The organism is Niallia oryzisoli, assembly GCF_043641075.1.
In the GTDB taxonomy this organism is placed as follows: Bacteria; Bacillota; Bacilli; order Bacillales; family Cytobacillaceae; genus Bacillus_BD; species Bacillus_BD oryzisoli_A.
The window spans coordinates 140,534-163,071 of sequence record NZ_JBHZRC010000009.1 but is presented as its reverse complement, the minus strand read 5'-3'; the positions used below and the strand labels follow the sequence as shown (position 1 = coordinate 163,071).

Here is a 22,538-nt window from a genome sequence, read left to right as displayed (position 1 = left end):
CGTGCAGAAATTATGAGAAATTTGTTAAGATTGTACCGATTATATAGCCACTTTTAGATGTGGTTAGGTACTGATGATGAGATCATCAGTTTGTCCACCAACAGCTTCAATATTAATAATGACCTTATGAGGTAAACAGACTATGGCTAGACCTGGTTCTGAAATATAGCCTGTATTCACACAGATTTGTTCAGGACAAGTAGATGATTGAATGCGAATTTCCTCATCTTTCACTTCTACTGTATTAGGATTACATTCAATTTCTGGTATATCTAGTATTTCTGTTCCTTTATGTCCTGTCAGCGTTATCCGATCCACTACCTGATTTTTACTTGAAATCACTGCGACGTACTCAATTTTATCTGATTGAGCCTCAACTTTAGATTGTTGGTAGCTAAAAATAGCAACTGGAATAAAGGAAAGTAAAACAAATGAGACTGTTATGATAATATCCCACGGTTTGATCATTTGAAATGCAGTCTTCAATTTGGGAGCTCTCCTTAACTACACGATGTAAATGTAGCAATATAATAAATTAAATATTTGTAGTACTGTATGTTACTAGATTGTTATTATTTTTTATTGTTGTCCATCCCATTTATATCCTATTCCCCAGACAGTAAGTAAGTGATCATCAGCAGGGAACAATGCTTTTCTAAGCTTTTCTCGTAAATTTCTAACATGGGAATCAATCGTCCTGTCTTCTGGTGAAACATTATACCCCCAAATCGAGTTAATTAAGTGATCCCTTGTAAACACTTTATTTGGATTATTTAGGAAAAGATTAATTAACCCAAATTCTTTCGGTGTAAGTAAAATGGGTTGACCTTGATAAAAAAGTTGATAGGATGATTGGTCAAGAATGAGTCCTTTAAACGAAATATTATCTGTATTTTTTGTCCCTCTTCGTAAAACAGCTTCAATTCTAGCAACTAGTTCTTCCTCATCAAAAGGTTTTGTTATATAATCATCGGCACCTTTATTTAATCCTTTTACAATATCTGTTTTTTCACTCATTGCAGTAAGCAGGATGATGGGAGTATCCCACCGTTTACGTATCTCTTGGCATGCTTCTAAACCATCCATTTTTGGCATCATGATATCTAATAAAATGAGATCGACCGTATGCGATTCTAAATAGTCAATAGCATCTAATGCAGATTCCTTTTTAATGCAGCTATATCCGAGAGGGGATAAGTATAGCGTTAGCAAATCAAGCATCATCGGTTCATCGTCTACTAATAACATAGTGTTCATTTTTTTTCCTCCTTGAATATCAATTCGAATTCTGTTCCGATATTTTCTTTACTTTTAACAACGATTTCCGCTCCGTGGGCGTTAATAAGTTCTTTAACAATAGCAAGACCAAGTCCAGTTCCACCAAGCGACCGAGTTCGAGATTTATCAACTCGATAAAATCGATTAAATATATAGGGAAGGTCTTTTTCTGGAATTCCCTTTCCATTATCTTTAATAGCTATATGAATTTCATTTTTATTTTTCCAAGTCATTAATGAAATTTTTGCACCATTTGCAGAGTATTTCATGGAATTATCTAATAGGTTAAAAATAATTTGTTCAAGTCTTAATGGGTCGGCTTTTAAAAAAAGGTTTTGTTGGCAGTTCATGGTGAACTCCATTTGTTTCTCGTTAAAAATTGGAGAAAATCTTTGATCTATTTTAGTGAAAAACTTATTTAAATCAATCATCTCTTTTTCAATGATAAAAGAATTTTGATCAAGCTTTGCCAGTTCAAATAATTCTTTTATTAAAGTAGCTAATCGATTTGTTTCCTCAACAATAATCGTTAAGTATTTATTACTTTCTTCTTTAGGCAAATTTCGTTTTCTTACAATATCTGCATATCCTTTTATATAGGTTAAAGGTGTTCGAAGTTCATGGGAAATGCTGGCAAGGAACTCATTTCGCTCTTGTTTTAAATAGTTTAAATCATTTGCTAATAATTCAATTGAGTTCGCCAAATCCCCTAGTTCATCATCTGATGTTTTGGGAAGAGAAACAGAAAAGTTACCCTTGCTAATCTGTGACGTGGCTTCTTTCATTTTAATTAGCGGTTTTGTAATTCCTTTTGATAGAAAAATAATGATTACCATTGTAAAAACAACTGAAATCCATCCTGATATGAGAAAGTGTTCATTCAATTTTTGGATTAAGGAGCGAAAAGATACAGTGTCTTGGAACATATAGACGTAACCTGTAACCTCATGATTAATTTGAATAGGGCTAACTGTAGCGACATAAGGTTCTTGATTCCATTTTTCCTCTACAACCTGTCCATCCCTTGGAATTGATGAAAGGGGAACTTCAATATATTTCTTAAAGGTGTCAAATGGGGCCGATGAATCAAGTACTTCCCCAGAGTTATTCGTTATGACAACATCAGTATTTGATTCAGATTCCATTAAAACGACATGATCAATCATTTCGTCATTGAAATTTTTTTCAAGGATGGCTCTATGGGAATTCCCTCTTGATTGAAGATTTTGGAGTTCCTCTTCTATTCTCGAATCAGCTATTTCATTATGCAGAAAGAAAAACATGAATGTTATTAAACCAAATATAATAATGAAAAATAGAACTCCAAGTTTTACTGAAAGTTTTTTCATTTCTATTCACCTATTTTCAATTAAGTATGATTATCTTACTTTAAAGATTTGAAGATTTTGTGCAGAAATGGTGATGAAAAGTAGAAAGTTTAATGAGGGATCTTATAGTAGTATAAACAAATTTATTAAAGAAAAATATTTTTGAAAGGGTGTTTTTTATTAGTTGAAGCCTTTACCAAGAGTTTAGTGAGTATTATTGGGAGATTGTGGAAGGCGACAGAAGTCATTAGTGATGGTAGTAAAGTTAAGAATCAAATAGGATATTCTCAAGTTACATATGAAGAAAAGTGACAGATCATAAATGGTATATTATTCTTAAAATGGTTCAGCTACATGGATTATCAGATTTAGACAAAAGGCTCAATACATAAAGAAAAAGAAGGATTTGGAGGACAAATCCTTCAACTATGGCAATCATCTTTTGATTAGAAATTATTCATCATAGTGCTTGTATTTTCAGGGGTCATCATTGAATTTGCATTTTCCGAATTGTAATTATCCATCATGCCGCCTTCACTATGACAGGCATTAAACATTTCTTTTTGCTCTTGTGTAGTTAAATCAGGATGCATTTCCTCAATATAAGGTTTCATTTGTCCGAAGTTAAGTAATCCTTCCCCTTCACCGTTTGATGCAGCAAAAGTTAATGTTCCTGCTCCTAAAATTAACGCTCCTGTTAATATCCCCGCTGCTAATTTTTTTTTCATTTTCAAACATCTCCTTTCTTGATTTTATAATAGCTTTAATAAATGGAGTTCTTATGGAGAACTTATGGGGAATTTGTGAAGATTCCTACGTCTTTGAATTTTAAAGATGCTAAAATACATAAAATGATTAATTATTTGACGATAATCATAAGGTTAATGATAAAGAAGTCATCTTAGAATTATTTACAGTCTTATTCTTAAAAAGAGGACTGGGAGGTAAATGGAATTGTTACATATAAAAGCAAAAGCATACGCCTGATAGAATTATTTTTAGATCTCATTCTCATGCTTACGGAATCTCTGGAGAAGAGGTAAGCAGGTATATTAGAAAGGATAGGAATATTTCTAACATTATGCTGGCTGCAAAATCAGCTGTAGAAGTTTTAATTGATCAAATTTTTATTGAACCGAGATTATGTGACAAACCTTTCAGTCCGATGGAGGTAGTGGTCAAAAAGCCATTTGAAGTCTCCCTCAGTTAATTTTATGATCGTTCCAATAGCCATTGAAATGATTATACCCGATATATCTCTTAATCTGCTTATATAGTTACGGGACATAACGGCAGCCATCATGAATAGGAAAGTAAGAGTAAATATGACAAAGTAATAGAATAAAGTTATCTATTAAATACCTGCCTTATACATGCCATATCATTTACAAATTAGTGATAGCACATGTTTAAAAATATTAAGAAAAAAGTGCCAACCTATGAGGAATACTGAACAAAATAAGGTTTGTATGATTTTATAACTATAAATTTTTCTATCAATCTAAAAATTAATTGAAATAAAGTAGACTGATTTTTATGTATCTCTCATAAAATACTAGACATACAAATTTAAGAGGTGTAAAAATATGAGAGAAAATAATGGAAAACTTATACTATTTATTCGGCTTAATACGATTATCCTAGCTCTATTTATTTTAATGTTTGGTATAACGTTCACTGTTAACTTTATGGATTTTAAGTATAAATTTACTTCAAGTTTTATTCATAATACAAGTGATAAGATGCCTTCAAATTTTTTTCTTTATCTGATGTCTAGTGAAATCGGACAACTTAAAGCTGCGATTGATGAAGAGAATACCTCATCAATTTCTATTCCGCGTATTCTTTTTACTTCGACGACTAATATTTGGCCTAACGATATTCGAACGTTTCTTGGAAGTGAATTGCCTGGTTATGTATCATATAATACAGAAATAGCAGTGGCAGGAAATGGGACAAATCTCACTAACTTACCTGTAGAATCTGCGCCACCTCTAGAGGTATTGTTAAAAGAGATAGAGGAGTCAGACAAAAATCTAAGTTCTAAACCAGACTCAAATAGTGGCCAGGACTCTGCACCTGCACCAACAACAGGAGAAAATGTAGTATTTATTTATCAATCTCATAGTTGGGAATCATTTATACCGTTATTAAATGGTGTAAATAATCCAAATGAAGCAGTTAGTATTAATCCAGAGAAAAATATAATTGCAGTTGGTAAGAGGCTGCAAGAGGAATTAATTAAGAAAGGGATAGGGACAAGTCAAAGTACAGCAAATGTATCAGAGGAGTTAAAGAAAAAGAATTGGAATTATAACAATTCCTATCAACTTTCAAGGGGATTAGTGCAAGAAGCACTAGCAACGGAAGATAAGATTAACTATTTAATAGATATTCATAGAGACTCACAGCCTAAAAAGGAAACAACAACTACGATTAATGGAGAATCTTTTGCTAGATTGTTTTTTGTAGTAGGAAAGGAAAATAAAAATTATGAAGAAAATTTACATCTTGCAAAGGAATTACACCAAAATTTGGAGAAAAAATACCCAGGAATAAGTAGAGGAGTATTTGTAAAAGGTAAAAATGAAGGAAATGGTGTTTATAATCAAGATTTAACGAATCAGTCTATGTTGCTAGAGTTCGGTGGCGTAGAAAATAATATGGAAGAACTTAATCGTTCCATTGAAGCCTTTGCCGAGGTGTTTAGTGAATATTATTGGAAAGCCGAAGAAGTTAACGGGAGTCCTGCATAAAATAATCATTAGAAATAATAAAATGATGGTAATCAAAAGGAAATGAGGTGATAAAGGTGTGTATATCTAATAATTTTATTGAGCAACAGGCTTATGAAATAACTGAAGCAATACGTAAGAGTTCCACATATAATGTGTTAAGGGCTGAAATTTCAGGTGGCAACAGTTTAGAATTTCAAAAGCAAAATGACCATTGGAATGGAAAAGATTTTATTACTAAAGTAATTCTAGAAGATAAAAACGGTTTCCTTTATGCTGTAAAACCTGATTATAATGGGTTAAGGTTTGCAAAAGGAGAAATTTCGTATAAAGAATATAACCAACTACAAAAAAAAGAGGACATAAAGGGATTTAGTTATTTCTTTGGGATTATCGGTTCTTTTATGGGTATGATGATCATGTTGATGAAACTTTTTACCTAAAATAATTTAAGAATATGAACTTAATTATATAGAAAAAAGGATATCTCATTTTTAGAATGACTTTTCATTTTGATATATCTCTATTTAGTTTAAATATACTCTTCTATAATGACACTCAATATGGATCCCACTGCATTTAAGAGGGTTCTTTCCTTTTTAGTATTGATACCTAGACTAGTCTTCACTATAGTTGTAAGTGGAATGACTTTTACCTTCTTGAAGCGAGTCTATTGGGTTTGGGGATTCGTGTATATCAAAATATTGTACCCCCGCCTTTAACAACTCATCAGTACAGGTATACTGCAAAAGGTAAGACAGCCCGTCGCACATATAAAACACCAGCTGTATTATTAGCCGGTGAAGGGGCACTTTGTTTACAGGTAGCCCGTATTCAAACAACGCATTTAAACGATCTGCATCTCCTGGTACGATAGCATAAAGATGAGAAGTTTTATAGTGATCTACCATCTTTTCAAATCAAACTCGTTCGCACCCTGTAGTAATGGGGAAGAAGCTAACTAATTTTCAAAAAACTTAAGAGTAGTTACAGTCATGTTATGTATAATCTATATAATAAGTTGGAGTTGAAATAGCAAAAATGAGGTAATATTTTATAGTCAAAGTTAAACTGTCATCCAAAAAGGATAACAGTTTCTTACTATTTATGAATTACTCTGTCTTCCTATTTCTACGTTGGTCTAATAACTCCGCTGCTTTACGTTGTTTCTCCCTAGTGGTATTAATATAAAGAAGAGAAATATCCGACTGCGTATGTCCCAGCTGGTTCATAATTAAGGGGATATCCCCCCCGGTTTGTTCTGCTAAGTTGGTAGCATAAGTATGACGAAGCTTATGAGGCGACATTCGTTTATCAAATGATCTAGTATATTTATAAACAATATCCTCTATTGCTCGATTTGTGAGATGTTTGGATTCACCTTTATAAAACTTTACAAAAATATATTCATTTTCACTGTCACTTGCTTTGTATCTTTCATTTCTAACAGTTAAGTAATTGTTCAAATCTTGAAGGGAAGAGGGTGTTATAGAAACAGTATCCTTTTTCCCTCCTTTACGAATAACCCTTATTTCTTTAGAAGTAAAATCAATGTCCTTAAGTCGTAAATTGGATAGCTCATTGACCCTAATACCTGTTCCTAAGAAAAGGGAAAGGATTGCGAAGTCACGCTCTTTATCCCGTTTAAAATACTTCATTTGAGTAGGGGAGAGGGAGGCTTCATACTCATTTTGAATGTAATCTAAAAATTCAATATCCGCATCATCTATAAATATTTTTTCCGTAATTTTACTGGCTCGTTCATTAAAAGTCTCAGATACTTTTTTTATCGGTATCTTGGCCATTACATTTCTTTCAAAGTAAGGCTTTCCCTCGCTAATCTCCGACTCAACAGTTAGATATTTAAAGAGAGAGCGGAGAGAGGACTTATGACGATTAACTGTTTTTGCATCAATTTGCTTAGTTTCATCATCTTTTTTTGATATTTTGTATTTTTTCCTAGCTATATATTTAAAGTAATTATTCGCATCATCAAGAGAGAGCGTTTCTAATAATTCTACTGGAAATAGCTTCGTAGACTCACACTTTACGATACCTTCAGCCATTAACCACTGGAAGAATTCCTTATAATCCCTAACATAATTAAATAACGTAAGTGGGGAACGGATATCTAACTTATCATCGACATATTTCTCCACAAAGAAGGGCATGTCTTTCAGCAATGCTTCTAGACGTTTTTCGTAATACTCATGTTGCTTTGTTATTGCCATTTTAACACCTCACTGAATACCTTCTAAAAAGGGAAGCCATTGACATAATAATTATAAAAATAAGAACAACTATTCGTATAATACAATTTTTACGAATAGTTTACCATAATATAATTATCGTAAACTTTCACTTTTCAAGGAATATGATTTTCGCTTATTTTTATTGCTCAAAAGGATAATAAAGGTATTTACGTAAACAAACATCCTTATGTCTAAGAATCTCACCTTTAAAGCGCAGCCAAATCTCATCATCAGCCAAAACACCATGTGTTTTACGGACAATGGCCCAGCGATTGTATCAATTTAGACCAAGTGCAGCAAGTAATTCATCGGCATTTACCCTTGTTTTAGGAAACACACGCCATTTCAGCCATGTTTCCAACTCTGCTTTTGTAATTTTGCCCTCTGGATTAGGTGAAAATTGTTTATTAAAGCCTTTAATCTAGTTAATAACATATGGTTTATCGTACCCGTTAGGTTTTAAATCAACACTCGAGATAACACCATCCATCAACATCACATCAAATTTAAAATAATCGATCATACATCTTCACCTCCAATAAGCAATTTATCATAAACTAGATCGTTTAATTGGGCTTTAATCACATCCAATCCCGACCAAGTGTGTATGGAGAAGAGGCTAAGAGTTGTTGTAACGTGGCCACATTAATAAAGGGTAGACCATCGTATAAGGAGAGCTGTTTCTTAAAGGTATTATTAAACGGTTTTGCTTTACTTTACGTTTTAAAATTTGAAGATCAACACTTAGTGCATACTTGATATCCAATAACGAGCATAAACCATGATTGAAAATTGGAGCTAGCTGCCTTGCTTGTGTTTTCGAATCAGAAAGTAACTCAAAATTAATTCCTTTTTTAGCTTTATTGATTGGTTCTATCCACTATACATAATTATACTTTTAATATATAAGAATTGTTTTAGTAAACTGCATAAAGTCTACCAAGTGGGTTTCTATAATTTTTTGTAAAATGAGTAAGTTGATTTCTTGATAATCATGTACAGCGATATTTCTAAACCCAACCATTGCTTGCATCTTTTTGGAAAGGGATGATGGAATGATTTCTTCTGTTTCCAATAAGGTAAATGCATCACGACTAGTTTGAGGCAGTCCTAATCTTTTCTCAGCAACAATATGCATAGCTAGATCAATACTAGCTTCACAAGCTCGTTGAAGATTTAATATGATCGAATCTTGTTTAGTGAAATTTTTCAGATGTTCAGGGTTATTAGCGTATTCCTCATGAATCCGTTTAATACAGCGTTCAATAATGCTGATTTTATTGAGAATTACGTCATTTTTCATATATTGTCCCACTTTCCTCTATATTTTTTAGTATGGGAGAACGTTCTTCATTTAATTTAGCGTATAACTTTAAGGCTTTCATCTCAAATTGAGCTTTTTTATATTCATCAGTACAATAAATTTCTTTTCCGGTACTTACTATTTGAGCTTGGAATACTGTGCTTGCCTGATTTAGATCAATCAGATCAACATCCTTATGAAGTATGGAGGCAAGTTCCTGAGCAATTAAGAATATCTCATATTGGTCAGGAACCTTATTATCACTAAGAAAAGCAACATCAATATCACTACTTTGATGAGCGTTCCCTTTAACAGTTGAACCAAATAAGATGACTAAAAATGGAGATAATTTTTCAGTTAAAACATCAGTAATAATCTCTTCCGTATTTTTACTCAATGGCTAAAAACCTCCAAATATTTTCTTTTATTATAACAGAGATCTAATTAACTTTTCTACTATTCGTAAAATAGGTATTATACGAATAGTTGATTGTATATAATCAGCACTCCCTCACCTTTGTTTGTACACGACAAAAACAACTCTGTACAGATAAGACCAAAATCTTAGCCGTTGTATAACTGGTACATGTAAAACTAAAAGGCAAGTACAGAATAATCGTCTATTCTTATCTTTTAATTGTCATTGCCCCGACTTCTAACGGTAAATCTCTTATCTTCTCCAATTTTGATTGAATCAACCCTTTTAGAAAAGACAAATTCTGAACAACTAACACCACTAATACGATATATCATATCATCTTCTTCAAGTGATCCCTATCTTCTCAGCTAAGTCAGTTGAAATAATTGTTCCTCCTGAACCTGTGTCAACCAAAACACTCTTAAAACAATATTGATTGTCCTCTATATGTTAATTCCATATCGGTAAGTAATAACCCATCTTCAATTATCAACCTTTTAACTATCGCCTCACACCTACCCATTTTTTTCTGGCTCTATCTTCTTACTCCTGAAGTGCACCCTCTTATGGAATCACCATCTTAAAAACCGGAACAGATTCACCTGTAATGGAAGCTTGATTAACAGCTGATAAGCCTTTTACTACGATGCCATCCATGGCAATTTTTTGCCCAGGTTTCACAATCATAATGTCGCCAATTTGAATATCGTCCACATCAACTGTGAATTCTTTATTACCCCTTCTTATTAATGCTTCCTTCGGAGCAATATCCATTAATGACCGAATGGATTGTCGGGCTTTAACCATCGAGTAAGTTTCAAGAGCTTCACTTATAGCAAACAGGATTACTACTGTTGCACCCTCGCCCCATTCACCGATAATAGCTGCACCAATGACGGCAATCGTCATCAATGTTTTCATATCAAACTGTAAACTGCTTAAATTCTTTAAACCCGTTTTAAAGAGTCTATAACCGCCAACTAAAATAGATACAGCATACGCTAAAATGGATGAAACACTCTCTTCACCATTCATTTCTGCAGAAATCCACCCAATGAGCAAGAAAACAAGTGAAGCAATGACGGTTGAATGCTTTTGTAAAAACGGCTTTTTTTTCTCTTCAAATTTTTGTTTTTCAGGAATGAGTTTTAAATTTTCAAAAGCTCCTGCTTTTTCTAGTTCCTCAATTGTTGTTTCACCATAAACCGTAAGTTTTGAAGCACCAAAGTTTACACTTGCGTCAGAAACACCATCCAGGTGTTTTACATTCTTTTCGAACTTTGTCGTGCAGCCAGCTCAGGTGAATCCCTGAACCCGATAAACGGATTTTTCATTTGATTTCTCTAAACCATTTTGATGTGCAAAGGCGATTTGTATAAGTTGTTTTACATGATCATCATCCAATGAATAAAATACTAATTTACCTTCCTTACGATACTTCGCTAAGCCTAAATTACGAAGGAGTCGTAGATGATGGGATGCAGTAGCTGTGGTACTGCCCACAATATTAGCTACATCACATACACACAATTCATCTTCCTCACTTAGGGCTAAAGCAATTTTAATTCTAGTGTTATCCGACAACGCTTTAAATATTTGAGCGACAGACAAACTATCTTGTTATGAAATAGAACTTTTTACCCGATTTACTTTATCCTCATCCACGCAGGTAACTTCACAGACATCATCCTGTTTCAAAAGATTGTTCCTCCTTATTCAAACGTTCATTTGTTTATTAGTATATACAATGACGATTCCAATGATCAAACAATTATTTGAATGTTTTAATAAAATTTATCATTTGGTAATTGACAAAAAGATTGTACATGTAATAAAGTATTGGAAAAAGCAAATAAATTTGCATAAGGGAAACTTTTTTAAGAGGAGGTCAAATAATGTCGGATAATAAAATTTCTCGGCGGGATATTCTAAAAATCGGAACCACTGGGGCACTAGGGATAGCTGGCAGTATTTATTTAAATAAAATGGCACCATTTTCCAGAGTCGTTCATGCAGAAAATCAAACATCAAGTCACAATAATCATTCTGTAAATCACACAAATATGAATGATACAACGAAAACAGAAGGTTATAAGATGGCGAAACGTCTTTTAACTGAATTTGATTATGGTAAAGTAACAAAACTTCCGGATGGTCGAACTTTACGGGAATATGAAGTAGTAGCAGTTGATAAGGAAATAGAAATTGCAAAGGGAATTAAGTTTCCTGGGTGGACCTATAATGGAACGATTCCAGGTCCAACATTTCGGTGTACCGAAGGAGATTTATTAAAATTTCATTTTACTAACCAAGGGAGTCATCCACATTCAATCCATTTTCATGGAATTCACCCACCGGAAATGGATGGAATAGCACCTATTGCTCCGGGTCAATCATTCACGTATGAATTTGAGGCAAAACCATATGGATTACAAATTTATCATTGCCACGTTTTACCTTTAGCTCGGCATATTCATAAAGGGTTATACGGAAATTTTATAATTGATCCAAAAACGCCAAGGGAACCCGCACTCGAATTAAATATGGTCATGAATGCATTTGATTTAGATTTGGACGGTGCAAATGAATTCTATACAGTGAATGGATATGCATTTGCCTTTATGAATCATCCCATTAAAATCAAAAAAGAAGAGCTTGTACGAATCTATTTAAGCAATTTAACTGAATTTGACTTATTAAACTCTTTCCACTTACACGCTAACTATTTTACCTATATTCCAACTGGAAGAAATGAAAATCCATCTCAATTTACCGACACCATCATGCAATGCCAAGGAGAACGCGGGATCCTTGAAGTTCGTTTTCCCTATAAGGGAAAATATATGTTTCATGCTCATGTAAGTGAATTTGCCGAGCTTGGATGGATGGGATTTTTTGAGGTTGAATAGAAAGGAGTGTAAATGATGAAATCAAAATGGATGATTACCTTTCTTATACCACTAGTTCTTTTGCTGATGGTATTGGGATGGGTGTTAAAAAATGGGGCTGGGGTAGAACGAGAACCTGCTGCTCCAATTGAAGTACTTAATGTTGAACAAATTAAAATTAAACCAAACGGATTTGAACTGGATGTGAACAATACCGGACCAGAAGCATTAACTATTTCTCAAGTGATTGTTGATGATTCTGTATGGAATTTTTCTATGACCCCAGATTCAATACTCAATCGGTTTGAAGATGGAAAGATAACAATTAATTATCCATGGGTGAAAGGTGACCCACATACAATTCTATTAATCTCTGAAAATGGAATCATTACTGAAGCAGTCATTGATGCTGCCAGTTTAACTCCTGAATTTTCATGGGATAATGTATTGAATTACGGATTTATTGGCTTTTATGTAGGGATTGTTCCCATTACATTAGGATTATTGTGGTATCCATTTATGAAGCGTTTGAAGAGAAGCTGGGTTAATGCCATTCTTGCTCTCACAGTTGGGCTCCTCTTATTCTTATTTTTTGGGACCCTATTTGATGGATTTGAAATTGGAGCTGATGTACCATCTGTGTTCCAAGGAAACATGGTAGTAATTATTAGTACAGTTCTTACTTGTCTTCTTTTAATTGGATTTGATCAATACCAACAACAAAGACAAAAAAGTAAAGGTACACCAATTGGAATTGCCTTATTAATGGCAACTGGTATTGGACTTCATAATTTTGGTGAAGGGCTGGCTATTGGATCTTCATTTGCTCTAGGTGAAGCAGCATTAGGTACGTTTTTAATAATTGGTTTTACGCTTCATAATATCACGGAAGGGATTGGGATTGCTGCTCCATTATTAAAAACAAATCCAAAGATTAGCCAATTTGTTTTATTAGGTACAATCGCAGGTGCGCCTGCCATTTTAGGAACCTGGTTCGGTGGTTTTGTCTTTTCTCCAATTTGGGGTGCAGTATTTTTAGGAATAGGTGCTGGTGCCATTTTACAAGTTATATTTGTTATTTCCAAAATGCTGATAGAAGATCATAAAAAGAATAATGAACCGGCTGTTTCATGGATGAATTTTGCTGGATTTACAATTGGAATATTAATCATGTATTTTACAGCTTTTTTTGTTAAATTTTAAGCTCTAATCTATGTCAAATTAATAAAAGAAAGGATTCTATTGGCACATATGAACACATTTCATCTTGGCTATTCTGCAAAAATAATTAAATGAAAGCGTGAATGGTAATGAGCTATGAAAAAAAAGTAAGTTTGGTAAATGGATGGATGAACAAAAAGGCGTTAATATATTTGAGTTAGAAAGAGTATCGAATCTTAGTAAAAGTACAATCTTAAAATTATGTTACAATCAGGATTATCGTCCGAGATTTTCCACAATATTTAAGATTAATCAGGGATTAAAAATACTTGGCAAGGAAATTGATATTAACGAGTTTTTTTTCTGAATCTATTGTAGAAATGGTGATTCAAAAAGGAATTACAAAAAATATATTAGGAGGGAAACTATGCTTCAAAATATCGGAATACCAGGTTTAATACTAATTGTAATGCTCGCCCTTATTATTTTCGGTCCATCCAAGTTACCAGAAATCGGAAGAGCATTCGGCTCAACACTAAGAGAATTTAAACAATCAACAAAAGAAATAATGGATGATGATCACGATAATAAAAAAGAGAAAGAAAAAGAAAAATAAATACATCAAAAAAGATGGTTTCTCGTTGTTAGAAGAAGAACCGCCTTTTTTAAGGTATCACTTATTCCGATGGTAACACCGTAAATTCTTTTTTAGGCATAGTGTGCATATCCCTTGACGTGACATGGGCGATAACAGAATAATCCCCCGCTTCTTGGAAAGATTCTGTTATAGAATAAATTCCATTGCCTTGGTGTTTTCCAATGATTTTCTCACTGTTTTCTTGACCAGATTTACTTATTTCAAATTCAACTTTTTTAGCATCTTCTACTTTTTCATCGCCTTGAGTGACAAGTGCTTCAATTACCACTTCTTCACATTTATTGTTTCAGGGGTTTGAATTACTATTTCTACTAATGATGGGAGTTCATCTGATTTTTCATCTTTTGAACAACCTGATAACACTAAAAGTCCACAACTTAAAAAGAGAAGAATTTTTTTCATTAGATTTTCCTCCGATGCATAGTTAATAGTATTTTATATTTGAACTTGTTCCAAAGTAATGTACTTGAGAGTCAAGTCTTTGTTCTTGATGCAGGACATGGAGGGAAAGATCCAGGAACAACAGGAAATAATATGTTTGAAAAGGATATTACACTTGATGTTATAGAACTTCTAGAGAAAAAAATTAAGTCTACTGGCGCTAATGTAATTTTGACACGAAATTCAGATACCTATCCAACTCTTGATGATAGAGTAAAGATTGCAAATCAAAATGGGGCAGATATTTTTGTCAGTGTTCATGTGAATTCCGGTCCTTCAACTGCATATGGAACGGAAACATATTACGATACTTCACAAAATCCGCAAAGTGAAAGTAAAAAATTAGCTACCGAAATTCAAAAACAAATTGTTTCGCTTTTGGGCATGAAAGAACGTGGTATAAAAAATGAGGAATTCAAAGTAATTACCTACACGAAAATTCCAAGCGTTCTCGTTGAACTCGGATTTGTTACAAATTCAGAAGATGCTAATAAACTTGCTGATCAACGGGGATTATACGCAGATGCAATTTATAATGGAATCTTAGCTTACTATAATAATAAGTAAAACAAAAGCTAAGAAATATGAGGTGTTGAAAACCCCCCTACTCCTACATCTATGCCAAAAGGATAATACAAAAACCACAGTGAAGCCGCTGCCGTTTTGTATTATCCTTTTTATTTTAGAAATCCTATACTATATACGTACCTTGAATCGGACTAATTAAGTAATTAGAAGAACAAGAAAAACAGCGATCCCTTTTGGAATCATTGAAAACCTAAATGTCCATATAAATAATTGAACTTGTACAGAGTTTGCGGAATTATTTAAATATTTTTTGAATATAATTTAATAAATCTATTAATACCATTTGGAGGTTTTATATGATAAAAAATTATTTTTTATTACATTTATCATCTTCCTTACATTTGTAAATAGTGCCTTGACACACACTGGGTTAGAAAACTTATTCAGTTGGAGGGTCTATATCTATTGAAATTATTTTTCTTTCCGAAAATCAAATAGTAGGAAATTTTTCAAACCTCTAGAATGGGGAATACCAAGTTAATTGGAAAATCATCGGAGCTGATGGTCATCCAATTGAAGGAAAAACTTCTTTCACGGTAGATTTGCCTATTACAGAAGAAGCCTGACGAAGAGCAAGTTGAAACACTCGAAGAAACACAACCACAACCAAAGGTTGAGGAAAATGAAGTAGTTCCTGTAAATGAAATAAAAGATGTTGAAGCTCAACAAAGCAAAGCACCATCTTATGTTATTCCAACTATTATTGGTATTGTAATAGTTATTGGGAGCTTCTTATTAATTATGAAAAGGAAGAAATAAAAGATGCTTTTAATCGGAACCATTAGTCAGGCTTTATTATATCTTTGCTTCGCGATTCTAATAGGAAGTTTCCTCCTATATCTTTTACCTGATACTAACCGACCATGTATTAACGTACCAAAGGGTGTTTTAATGATGGCTACAGGTGTAATATCTATCTTCTCATTTTTTCCCGTTTTGCAATTAATTTTATACCTATCTCCTGATATTGGATTTGCTCAAACTTTGCAATCTGTTCTTTTTACGTTCGAAGTGGGAAAAGCGTGGATTTTTACTTGCATTCTGTCTAACATACTATTTATTTTTGTCATTTGGTTTGATTATCGGAAAAGGGCATTATACGCTTACATTGGAATTGCCTTCATATTCAATTTGATTCTTGCATTAGGTTGGCCCAGTCATGCCAGTTCCTATAATTAGGTATGGGGCTTTATCTGTCACTCAGCTCATTTTACCGCTGTTAGTGTATGGGTAGGAATTCTTTTTGTTGTTAGTTGGTTTTCAAAAAATCATTCAAATTGGTTGAATTTCTTAATATGGTTTACACCAGTTGCAATTGTTTGCTTTGTGAGTACCATTATAACAGGACTTATTCTCATGGCCTTTGTGGTTGGTTTTAAAGATTACCCTAATTCTTGGATGCTTCCTTATGGACAATCCTTATTGATTAAACACCTATTGATTATTCCTTTACTGGTATATGCAATGATTAACAGTCTTTTTATTAAGAAGAAATTAATAAGTGAGATACATTTTAATCCCAAACCATGGGCAAGAATGGAAAGTATTATCATTCTGCTTATTTTTTCAGCAACAGCTGCATTAGGACAACAATCACCACCGCATGAAACTACCGTTACAGGTGTAGGAGTTTCTAAAATGTTTACTCTCTTTTATCAAGGACAGTTTCAGCCAGAAATGACTGTTCAGTTTATATTAAAATCCAATAGTCTTATCCTAATTGTAATAGCTTTGTTATTATTATTAATCATGTCATTTGTTAAGAAAGTCTCACCTTTGCTATCATTTTTCTTTAGTGTTCTATTTGTAGTTTCAAGCTATTTATCTATTATTAGTAGTATTCAATAGAAGGTAAGGTGAAACATATTATAGTGAATAAGTTTATTGTATCCATTCTACTAAGTTCGATTTTTATTACTGGATGTGCCTCTAATGAAACACAGGATTTACAGGAAGCACCTTCACAACAGCCATCAAAATGGAATATAAATTAGGCAGCAATGATTGGTCTGCAGTTACTTCTGCGACAAATATTCCTAAGACCCTTGAAGCCTATCAATTTGCTGTTGAACATCCGGAAGTATTAGATTGTATGCCCTGTTATTGTGGCTGCTACGAAGAAGACGGGCATACAAGTAACACAGATTGCTTTGTAGACTCCGTAAACGACAATATATCTATGCTGGATACTATGGGCTTTGGCTTAGGTGTCTGTGTTGATATTGCCCGTGAGGCGAAACAAGAGTATGAAAAAGGTACAGATCTAAAAACAATTCGTGAGAACATTGATAAGAAATATGAGGCGTTAGGAACACCTCCTACTCCTACTTTTTATTATTTAAAAAATTGATATTGCTAGTTCAGATTTCTTTTAATTAATTACCAACCACAAAATACTCCAAAAGAATAATCTTTTTAAGGCACTTTTAGTAAAAGAGGAATAATATATTTCATTATTTTAGCTGTTCTAAAGTAGATTCTAAATATTATTTGTTGCATCTGTATTTTGAAAATTAAATGAAAATGGGTTGGAGTTAGTAAAGAAACTAACCACTTAATCCGACTTGTGAATGAAAACCTGGATTATGAAAAAATCCGTTCCAATCAAGTTAAATTAACGTAAACTGAAATTGGACTTGTGGAAGTAGTACTAGAAATAATAAAAGATCAATTAGATATTCTTGTTGAAGTATCTTCAAGGGATGATGTTATTCAGTATCCCTTGAATAACATCATTTATGGTTGTTAATGGTGTACGAAGTTCATGAGATACATCTGCCATAAATTGAAGACGTCTATTCTCTAGACTTTTAATTTTTTCATTTGAATCATTCAGTTTTTGCACCATTTCATTAAAGTCTCGAGCCAATTCACCAATTTCATCAAAATTGGAGGTTGGAATCTTGATAGTATAATCTCCCCCTTCAAACAGACCGTAAGGTCGTTAAGGGGTGAGAAGTTCAAAGAAAGAAAAGCTATCCGTGAGAAGTGTTTCGAAATCTACATTTACTAATTTGAACTACTGCTTGTTAATGTTAGTTCAATCGTCATTAATTCACTACCACGGTACACTTTAAAACTCGCCTTATCTCCCACTTCAAGTTCTGTATATAAATACTTCCTTAATTCATCGGAACCTTTTACTTTAGTATCATTTATAGATATAATTACGTCTTGTACTTGAAGCCCTGCTTTTGCTGCTGCTGAATTAGAATCTACATTTGTTACAATTATTCCACCCTCTACATCATTGGGGAGATCTTGTAAATACATTTCCGGTATTTGATTCATATCTGCTAATCCAACTCCAATATAAGGTCTTTCCACTTCCCCTTTTTCCATAATCTCATTAATGATTGGAACAAGGTCGTTACTTGGAATAGCAAAACCTAAACCCTCAACACCATCCTCTGAAATTTTTAAACTATTAATTCCCATTACTTGACCAGATGTATTTACTAAAGCACCACCGCTATTTCCAGGATTGATGGCAGCGTCTGTTTGAATGACATTAAGACCCCAATTACCTGCAGATGTTGCGACCTCTATAGTACGGTTAACCGCACTTACAATTCCTTGTGTAACAGTGTTGGATAAATCTAGTCCGAGTGGATTTCCAATTGCGAGCACTGTGTCTCCTGCCCTCAATGTACTCGAATCTCCAAATTTCAAAGTGTCTGTAGCATATTTTGCATCAATTTTAATAACAGCTAAATCGGTCAAAGAATCTGAACCAATTAATTCTGCTGTCGTTTTCTCTCCTCCATGAACCGTTACCTCAATTTCTTGAGCTCCTTCAATTACATGATTATTCGTTACAATATAGGCATCTTTATCATCAATCTTAAATACAACTCCGGTCCCAGAACCCCTTTCAACCTTTTCAGAACTGTTTGCATTTTGATTAAAATTCCTTTGATCGTAGGTCTGTGTTTGCATGCTTACTATCCCTACTATTGATTTTGAAGCTTTCTCCACCATATCTGCAATCAACATTGAGTCTGGACTCGAGTTGTTTGCAACTGTTTTTTGCACGGTTATTTCATCTCCTGATACCTTGCTATTTCCCGAATTTTCCGTAACCTGCATTCCGCTATTTTCATTACTAATAGGGAAAAAATCAATATAAGAAACAACTGTTAAAGTGAGTAGTGATCCAATTACTCCCCCAGTAACGGTATTTATTAAACCTTTAAACTTAGATTTTTTTGTTTTTTGTTCTCTTTTTATTTCCTCACTTGGATTAGGTAATAGGTCATTAAACTCCGTCATGTTTATTTCCTCCTATATTAAGTTGTAAAAAATATAATATTGAAATCTTAATTCCATGATATCAGTGATAAATGAATAATTTATGAACAAACTTTTAAGGAAAAAGGATAAAGATATAAGAAAAACCGGACAAACTGTTGCTGTATAAAAAGTTTCATCAAAGATACTCAGTAAACCCCTATAATTAAAAAATCCATTTTGAAAAAAATCAAAATGAATTCTAAAGTTCTGATTATAACCGGAATTTTCATAAAAGGTTTGATCATTTTGTGTTTTGTTATTCTGCAATTTAGTAATAGATAAATAAGCATTTGAAGTGATCTCCAGCTTTTCAATACTACGCACTGAACGTGATAGTCTCCATCATCCCGCATTCCATCTAACTTTATGTACTAGATTTAAGTTCCATGTTAATCATAGAATTAAGTTTATTTGATTCCTATCTGAATTTTTTCACGGATTAATTAATCTTTTGAACCATTGTTGAAGTAATATCAAGTTTTATTATGAGTAAGTCAATCGTATTTTTGTCCTGTAGATGGATTAATCGGTGTACGTCTATTTGGAGAATGCGTAAATTATTAAATTTATCAATCCACCAAGTTGTTTTGGGATATAGTGATGGTAATGCACATATGCAATATATTTGCTGCCGTTTATATTATTCAAAGGTTATTAAATAAAACGGAAGGTAACAGATTTATCAATGATTTAGCAGCGCTTATCTCAGAATACGTGGATTACATAGACTTTTCCTTTATTTGATTTCCTTCAAATTGAGAAGAACTTTTAACAAAGTAAATAATCTAAATTAATATGGGTTAAGAGAGTGAATTTGTATCACAAATAGCCGTATATCGCGTTCTTTAGTTGAAAACACAGCTTTTGTTACTTTCTGCAACATTCTGCTTGGATTTTTTTGGACCAAGGCATGTATTGATCTAGAGTGGCAGGATTTTGGATAGATATTGAGATTTGGTATATCCGGCATAAGTTTCTTCATGTATTCGGCGAAATCAATGCCATTGCTTTTGGCAGTTTCTGCAATGTTCAAACAAATGTCATTTGCCTTTGCACCGGCTTCGCAGCCGGAAAATAGCCAGTTTTTCCTTCCTATGTGTTGGGGCAGATAGCGTTTTCTGCAGGATTATTATCTATTTCAATGCGGCCATCACACAAGAATGCCTTTAATCCATCGGCTCTGTTCAACGTATATTCCGCTACTTTCGCAAGGGCATATTTTCTGAAGAAAGGTGATTTTTCAACCTACTTAAGGAATTGATCTACAATTGGCATAGAGTATTTTTGACGTTTTTTCAGTGCTGACCTGGAAACAGATTCTTAAAAGATTAGATTCAATTTTGACTGGCTTGTTTGATGGCCTAACTTCTTTTATAATACACCTTTACATACTTGATAGCCTGAGTATTATCCAGCTGTAGTTCACTTGTAAGCCGATAACAATTTATCAATCGACTAGCTTTCAACCCAATACATGTTATTCATCTGCAATTTTAACCACTGAGTTTTACGGGTTTTCCTTGGTAGAAACTGACGAATCTCACCCTCATGAAAACCTGCTTGAAGCCTCCTTTCATCCACAATAATGGGGCTTCTAAGTAATCTTGGGTGCTGATGTACTAACTTAAGTAATTCTTGTAAGGAAAGTTCATCCATATCCAAGTTTAGATCTTTAAACGTTTTTGATCTTGTAGCTATAATTCCTTCTGTACCGTCTACTGTCAAACGCAGAATACCTTGAAGTTCACTTACCGTCAGTGGTTCTTTTAAAATATTCCGTGCTACAAAAGGGATCCCATTCTTATTCAACCACTGTCTTGCTTTCTTTGTAGATCCACAATCAAGCCCATAGATTTTCACAGTCATTTGGCATTCCCCTTCTATTTTTCTTTTCTAATAAAGTTTCTGCTTGTGTGCTTTTTGGCAAGGCTTATTCTAATCTGTAAATCCCTTGCTTAACTAAAATCTATCCTAATGATGAATTGTTTCATAGTCTCTTCATCTGACAGCTCCTTCGATTGTTTCTCAATAAAGTTGTAAAAGGAGACTGCCGTAAGAATTGCAAGATATGAGTCAATTCTTTCTCCTCTTTTAAGCCTGCTTATCAATTACTCCTATAATTTCTTTGAAATAATTTGTTGTCATGCTCATTTACAAGTTAAATATCATCATTTTTATTTGCACTTGCGCCCAATAATAGCAATAGAGAAGCAAGTAAGGTGAATAAAATTTTTTGTTTCCTCCCTTTTTGAACATTAAGAGTATATCTAAAAAATATGCAGATTTTGTCCATAAAACACATTTTTTAACTATGCAAAAGTTAGAATGAAGTAGATCAATCTATTAAGTATATTACTAGTTAAATTAAACTTGTCATCTATTATCTTTCACAAAAGTATTTCATATAAAAATGAAATGAATTTATTATCTGCAATAATTCTCCATACTTATTTTGTATGATAGTGAATATTGCAAATTCGAATTACCAAGGTGTGATTAAATAAGTATCCAAAGGGAAATAGCAATTAACAAAGAAAATTAAATATATTTAAGAGATAAAGAGGTGAATATTATATGAAAAGAACTCTATTAACGGTTATTTTATTAATAGTCGTATCACTATTGGCAGCTTGCGGGTCGAACGATGAAAAGACTGTGACAAAAAAGGAAACGACCAATATTAAGGAATTAATCAGTGATTTCAGTACGGGCAAGATAACAGATCAATTAGCTTCAATTACATCAAATGAACTACTTGTTACAAATAGCGATGAGAGTCAAGAAGTGTATGACATATCTAAAGAAGAATTTTTTGTTTCTATCGCTCCGTACATTAACGAAACTCATCCTTGACAATTCCATAACTTGACAGGTTGTCAAGGTGAAATGGCGGACAAAGAGTTTGATGTTTACATTGAAGACAAAGAGGGTAACGAGATTCTAGACAAAACTGTGAAATCTCAATCTAACGGATTTATTGATTTGTGGCTACCACGGGATAAAACTTATAGTGTAACGATAAAGCAGGGTGAAAAAACAGTTAAGTCAGAGATATCTACGTTTGAAGGTGACAACACTTGTATTACAGATATGCAGTTTAGTTAGTTATAAAAAGTAGGTATTTACTTGTATTTTAATTAGAATTTGAAATAGGAGATATAAATTTAACGCTCAAAGTTGAACGAACTGCCCCCT

Annotated in this window: 22 protein-coding genes and 5 pseudogenes; 12 read left to right on the top strand and 15 right to left on the bottom strand. The window is 33.3% G+C overall.

The window, feature by feature from the left end; all coding sequences use genetic code 11:
• Positions 1-63 precede the first annotated feature (63 nt).
• From ACHUFV_RS21000 to ACHUFV_RS20985, 4 genes are all read right to left on the bottom strand, one after another.
• The gene (locus ACHUFV_RS21000) at positions 64-486 is read right to left on the bottom strand and encodes a NusG domain II-containing protein (RefSeq protein WP_394237552.1); all 423 of its coding nucleotides are present in this window, start codon (positions 484-486) and stop codon (positions 64-66) included.
• A gap of 93 nt (positions 487-579) precedes the next feature.
• The gene (locus ACHUFV_RS20995) at positions 580-1,257 is read right to left on the bottom strand and encodes a response regulator transcription factor (protein ID WP_394237550.1); all 678 of its coding nucleotides are present in this window, start codon (positions 1,255-1,257) and stop codon (positions 580-582) included.
• A complete protein-coding gene (locus tag ACHUFV_RS20990; protein WP_394237548.1) occupies positions 1,254-2,627 on the bottom strand; it encodes a sensor histidine kinase in 1,374 nt (457 codons plus the stop codon). Before ACHUFV_RS20990 ends, ACHUFV_RS20995 begins: the two co-directional genes overlap by 4 nt.
• A 425-nt stretch (positions 2,628-3,052) precedes the next feature.
• Entirely contained in the window at positions 3,053-3,334 is a 282-nt protein-coding gene (locus ACHUFV_RS20985) for a hypothetical protein (RefSeq protein WP_394237546.1), read from the bottom strand.
• A 353-nt stretch (positions 3,335-3,687) separates the two neighbouring features.
• On the opposite strand from ACHUFV_RS20985, the gene ACHUFV_RS20980 reads away from it, so the two are divergent.
• The 4 genes from ACHUFV_RS20980 to ACHUFV_RS20965 all read left to right on the top strand — a co-directional run bounded on the left by ACHUFV_RS20980 (position 3,688) and on the right by ACHUFV_RS20965 (position 6,218).
• On the top strand, positions 3,688-3,816 hold the full coding sequence (locus tag ACHUFV_RS20980) for a hypothetical protein (protein WP_394237545.1): 129 nt from the start codon (positions 3,688-3,690) through the stop codon (positions 3,814-3,816).
• Positions 3,817-4,192: 376 nt separating this feature from the next.
• Positions 4,193-5,362 carry a stage II sporulation protein P gene (gene spoIIP / locus ACHUFV_RS20975; protein WP_394237543.1) on the top strand — a complete coding sequence of 390 codons (1,170 nt, stop codon included), beginning with the start codon at positions 4,193-4,195 and terminating at the stop codon, positions 5,360-5,362.
• A gap of 56 nt (positions 5,363-5,418) precedes the next feature.
• Positions 5,419-5,784, top strand: a complete 366-nt coding sequence (locus tag ACHUFV_RS20970; RefSeq protein ID WP_394237541.1) for a hypothetical protein — start codon at positions 5,419-5,421, stop codon at positions 5,782-5,784.
• Positions 5,785-6,020: 236 nt separating this feature from the next.
• Positions 6,021-6,218 carry a hypothetical protein gene (locus ACHUFV_RS20965; RefSeq protein WP_394237539.1) on the top strand — a complete coding sequence of 66 codons (198 nt, stop codon included), beginning with the start codon at positions 6,021-6,023 and terminating at the stop codon, positions 6,216-6,218.
• Positions 6,219-6,453: 235 nt separating this feature from the next.
• Here the strand turns inward: ACHUFV_RS20965 and xerS are convergent, their stop codons facing one another.
• The 5 genes and pseudogenes from xerS to ACHUFV_RS20940 all read right to left on the bottom strand — a co-directional run.
• On the bottom strand, positions 6,454-7,572 hold the full coding sequence (xerS, locus tag ACHUFV_RS20960; protein WP_394237538.1) for a tyrosine recombinase XerS: 1,119 nt from the start codon (positions 7,570-7,572) through the stop codon (positions 6,454-6,456).
• Between the two features lie 919 nt (positions 7,573-8,491).
• Positions 8,492-8,896 carry a type VII toxin-antitoxin system HepT family RNase toxin gene (gene hepT, locus ACHUFV_RS20955; protein ID WP_394237536.1) on the bottom strand — a complete coding sequence of 135 codons (405 nt, stop codon included), beginning with the start codon at positions 8,894-8,896 and terminating at the stop codon, positions 8,492-8,494.
• Positions 8,886-9,293 (bottom strand): type VII toxin-antitoxin system MntA family adenylyltransferase antitoxin, encoded by a 408-nt coding sequence (mntA, locus tag ACHUFV_RS20950; RefSeq protein ID WP_394237534.1) that lies wholly within the window; start codon positions 9,291-9,293, stop codon positions 8,886-8,888. The genes hepT and mntA overlap by 11 nt, the downstream gene beginning before the upstream one ends.
• A gap of 594 nt (positions 9,294-9,887) precedes the next feature.
• Positions 9,888-10,685 (bottom strand): annotated as a pseudogene (locus ACHUFV_RS20945) (heavy-metal-associated domain-containing protein); the annotation flags it as partial.
• A pseudogene (locus ACHUFV_RS20940) lies at positions 10,668-11,012 on the bottom strand (ArsR/SmtB family transcription factor); the annotation flags it as partial. The pseudogenes ACHUFV_RS20945 and ACHUFV_RS20940, both read right to left, overlap by 18 nt.
• 197 nt (positions 11,013-11,209) lie before the next feature.
• On the opposite strand from ACHUFV_RS20940, the gene ACHUFV_RS20935 reads away from it, so the two are divergent.
• The 3 genes from ACHUFV_RS20935 (at position 11,210) to ACHUFV_RS20925 (ending at position 13,979) form a co-directional block, all read left to right on the top strand.
• Positions 11,210-12,223, top strand: coding sequence for a multicopper oxidase domain-containing protein (locus ACHUFV_RS20935; protein WP_394237532.1), 1,014 nt, complete (start codon positions 11,210-11,212; stop codon positions 12,221-12,223).
• Between the two features lie 15 nt (positions 12,224-12,238).
• Complete coding sequence (locus ACHUFV_RS20930; protein ID WP_394237530.1) at positions 12,239-13,405, top strand: ZIP family metal transporter; 1,167 nt, start codon at positions 12,239-12,241, stop codon at positions 13,403-13,405.
• A 385-nt stretch (positions 13,406-13,790) separates the two neighbouring features.
• Entirely contained in the window at positions 13,791-13,979 is a 189-nt protein-coding gene (locus ACHUFV_RS20925; RefSeq protein ID WP_394237528.1) for a twin-arginine translocase TatA/TatE family subunit, read from the top strand.
• A gap of 61 nt (positions 13,980-14,040) precedes the next feature.
• Here ACHUFV_RS20925 and ACHUFV_RS20920 read toward each other — a convergent pair whose 3' ends face one another.
• Positions 14,041-14,289 (bottom strand): FixH family protein, encoded by a 249-nt coding sequence (locus ACHUFV_RS20920; protein WP_394237526.1) that lies wholly within the window; start codon positions 14,287-14,289, stop codon positions 14,041-14,043.
• Positions 14,283-14,423 (bottom strand): hypothetical protein, encoded by a 141-nt coding sequence (locus ACHUFV_RS20915; protein WP_394237524.1) that lies wholly within the window; start codon positions 14,421-14,423, stop codon positions 14,283-14,285. The genes ACHUFV_RS20920 and ACHUFV_RS20915 overlap by 7 nt, the downstream gene beginning before the upstream one ends.
• 45 nt (positions 14,424-14,468) lie before the next feature.
• Between ACHUFV_RS20915 and ACHUFV_RS20910 the strand changes: the two genes are divergently transcribed.
• The 4 genes and pseudogenes from ACHUFV_RS20910 to ACHUFV_RS20895 all read left to right on the top strand — a co-directional run bounded on the left by ACHUFV_RS20910 (position 14,469) and on the right by ACHUFV_RS20895 (position 17,400).
• Complete coding sequence (locus tag ACHUFV_RS20910) at positions 14,469-15,029, top strand: N-acetylmuramoyl-L-alanine amidase family protein (protein ID WP_394237522.1); 561 nt, start codon at positions 14,469-14,471, stop codon at positions 15,027-15,029.
• Positions 15,030-15,538: 509 nt separating this feature from the next.
• Entirely contained in the window at positions 15,539-15,616 is a 78-nt protein-coding gene (locus tag ACHUFV_RS20905) for a hypothetical protein (RefSeq protein ID WP_394237624.1), read from the top strand.
• A gap of 715 nt (positions 15,617-16,331) precedes the next feature.
• Entirely contained in the window at positions 16,332-16,898 is a 567-nt protein-coding gene (locus tag ACHUFV_RS20900; RefSeq protein WP_394237520.1) for a copper resistance D family protein, read from the top strand.
• 23 nt (positions 16,899-16,921) lie between these two features.
• Positions 16,922-17,400: pseudogene (locus ACHUFV_RS20895) on the top strand (PCYCGC motif-containing (lipo)protein).
• Between the two features lie 348 nt (positions 17,401-17,748).
• Here ACHUFV_RS20895 and ACHUFV_RS20890 read toward each other — a convergent pair.
• The 4 genes and pseudogenes from ACHUFV_RS20890 to ACHUFV_RS20875 all read right to left on the bottom strand — a co-directional run.
• Positions 17,749-17,970 (bottom strand): annotated as a pseudogene (locus tag ACHUFV_RS20890) (histidine kinase dimerization/phospho-acceptor domain-containing protein); the annotation flags it as partial.
• An 89-nt stretch (positions 17,971-18,059) separates the two neighbouring features.
• Positions 18,060-19,322, bottom strand: a complete 1,263-nt coding sequence (locus ACHUFV_RS20885; RefSeq protein ID WP_394237514.1) for a S1C family serine protease — start codon at positions 19,320-19,322, stop codon at positions 18,060-18,062.
• 888 nt (positions 19,323-20,210) lie between these two features.
• A pseudogene (locus tag ACHUFV_RS27445) lies at positions 20,211-20,639 on the bottom strand (IS66 family transposase); the annotation flags it as partial.
• A gap of 159 nt (positions 20,640-20,798) precedes the next feature.
• Entirely contained in the window at positions 20,799-21,209 is a 411-nt protein-coding gene (locus tag ACHUFV_RS20875; RefSeq protein ID WP_394237510.1) for a Spx/MgsR family RNA polymerase-binding regulatory protein, read from the bottom strand.
• A 708-nt stretch (positions 21,210-21,917) separates the two neighbouring features.
• On the opposite strand from ACHUFV_RS20875, the gene ACHUFV_RS20870 reads away from it, so the two are divergent.
• On the top strand, positions 21,918-22,448 hold the full coding sequence (locus ACHUFV_RS20870) for a CueP family metal-binding protein (protein WP_394237508.1): 531 nt from the start codon (positions 21,918-21,920) through the stop codon (positions 22,446-22,448).
• Positions 22,449-22,538: the final 90 nt, after the last annotated feature.

Excerpts from the sequence above, each read along its gene's own strand:
- ACHUFV_RS20995 (WP_394237550.1), bottom strand. The coding sequence starts at position 1,257 with ATGAACACTATGTTATTAGTAGACGATGAACCGATGATGCTTGATTTG.
- ACHUFV_RS20990 (WP_394237548.1), bottom strand. The coding sequence starts at position 2,627 with ATGAAAAAACTTTCAGTAAAACTTGGAGTTCTATTTTTCATTATTATA.
- ACHUFV_RS20985 (WP_394237546.1), bottom strand. The coding sequence starts at position 3,334 with ATGAAAAAAAAATTAGCAGCGGGGATATTAACAGGAGCGTTAATTTTA.
- ACHUFV_RS20980 (WP_394237545.1), top strand. The coding sequence starts at position 3,688 with ATGCTGGCTGCAAAATCAGCTGTAGAAGTTTTAATTGATCAAATTTTT.
- spoIIP (WP_394237543.1), top strand. The coding sequence starts at position 4,193 with ATGAGAGAAAATAATGGAAAACTTATACTATTTATTCGGCTTAATACG.
- xerS (WP_394237538.1), bottom strand. The coding sequence starts at position 7,572 with ATGGCAATAACAAAGCAACATGAGTATTACGAAAAACGTCTAGAAGCA.
- hepT (WP_394237536.1), bottom strand. The coding sequence starts at position 8,896 with ATGAAAAATGACGTAATTCTCAATAAAATCAGCATTATTGAACGCTGT.
- ACHUFV_RS20935 (WP_394237532.1), top strand. The coding sequence starts at position 11,210 with ATGTCGGATAATAAAATTTCTCGGCGGGATATTCTAAAAATCGGAACC.
- ACHUFV_RS20930 (WP_394237530.1), top strand. The coding sequence starts at position 12,239 with ATGAAATCAAAATGGATGATTACCTTTCTTATACCACTAGTTCTTTTG.
- ACHUFV_RS20925 (WP_394237528.1), top strand. The coding sequence starts at position 13,791 with ATGCTTCAAAATATCGGAATACCAGGTTTAATACTAATTGTAATGCTC.
- ACHUFV_RS20915 (WP_394237524.1), bottom strand. The coding sequence starts at position 14,423 with ATGAAAAAAATTCTTCTCTTTTTAAGTTGTGGACTTTTAGTGTTATCA.
- ACHUFV_RS20885 (WP_394237514.1), bottom strand. The coding sequence starts at position 19,322 with ATGACGGAGTTTAATGACCTATTACCTAATCCAAGTGAGGAAATAAAA.
- ACHUFV_RS20875 (WP_394237510.1), bottom strand. The coding sequence starts at position 21,209 with ATGACTGTGAAAATCTATGGGCTTGATTGTGGATCTACAAAGAAAGCA.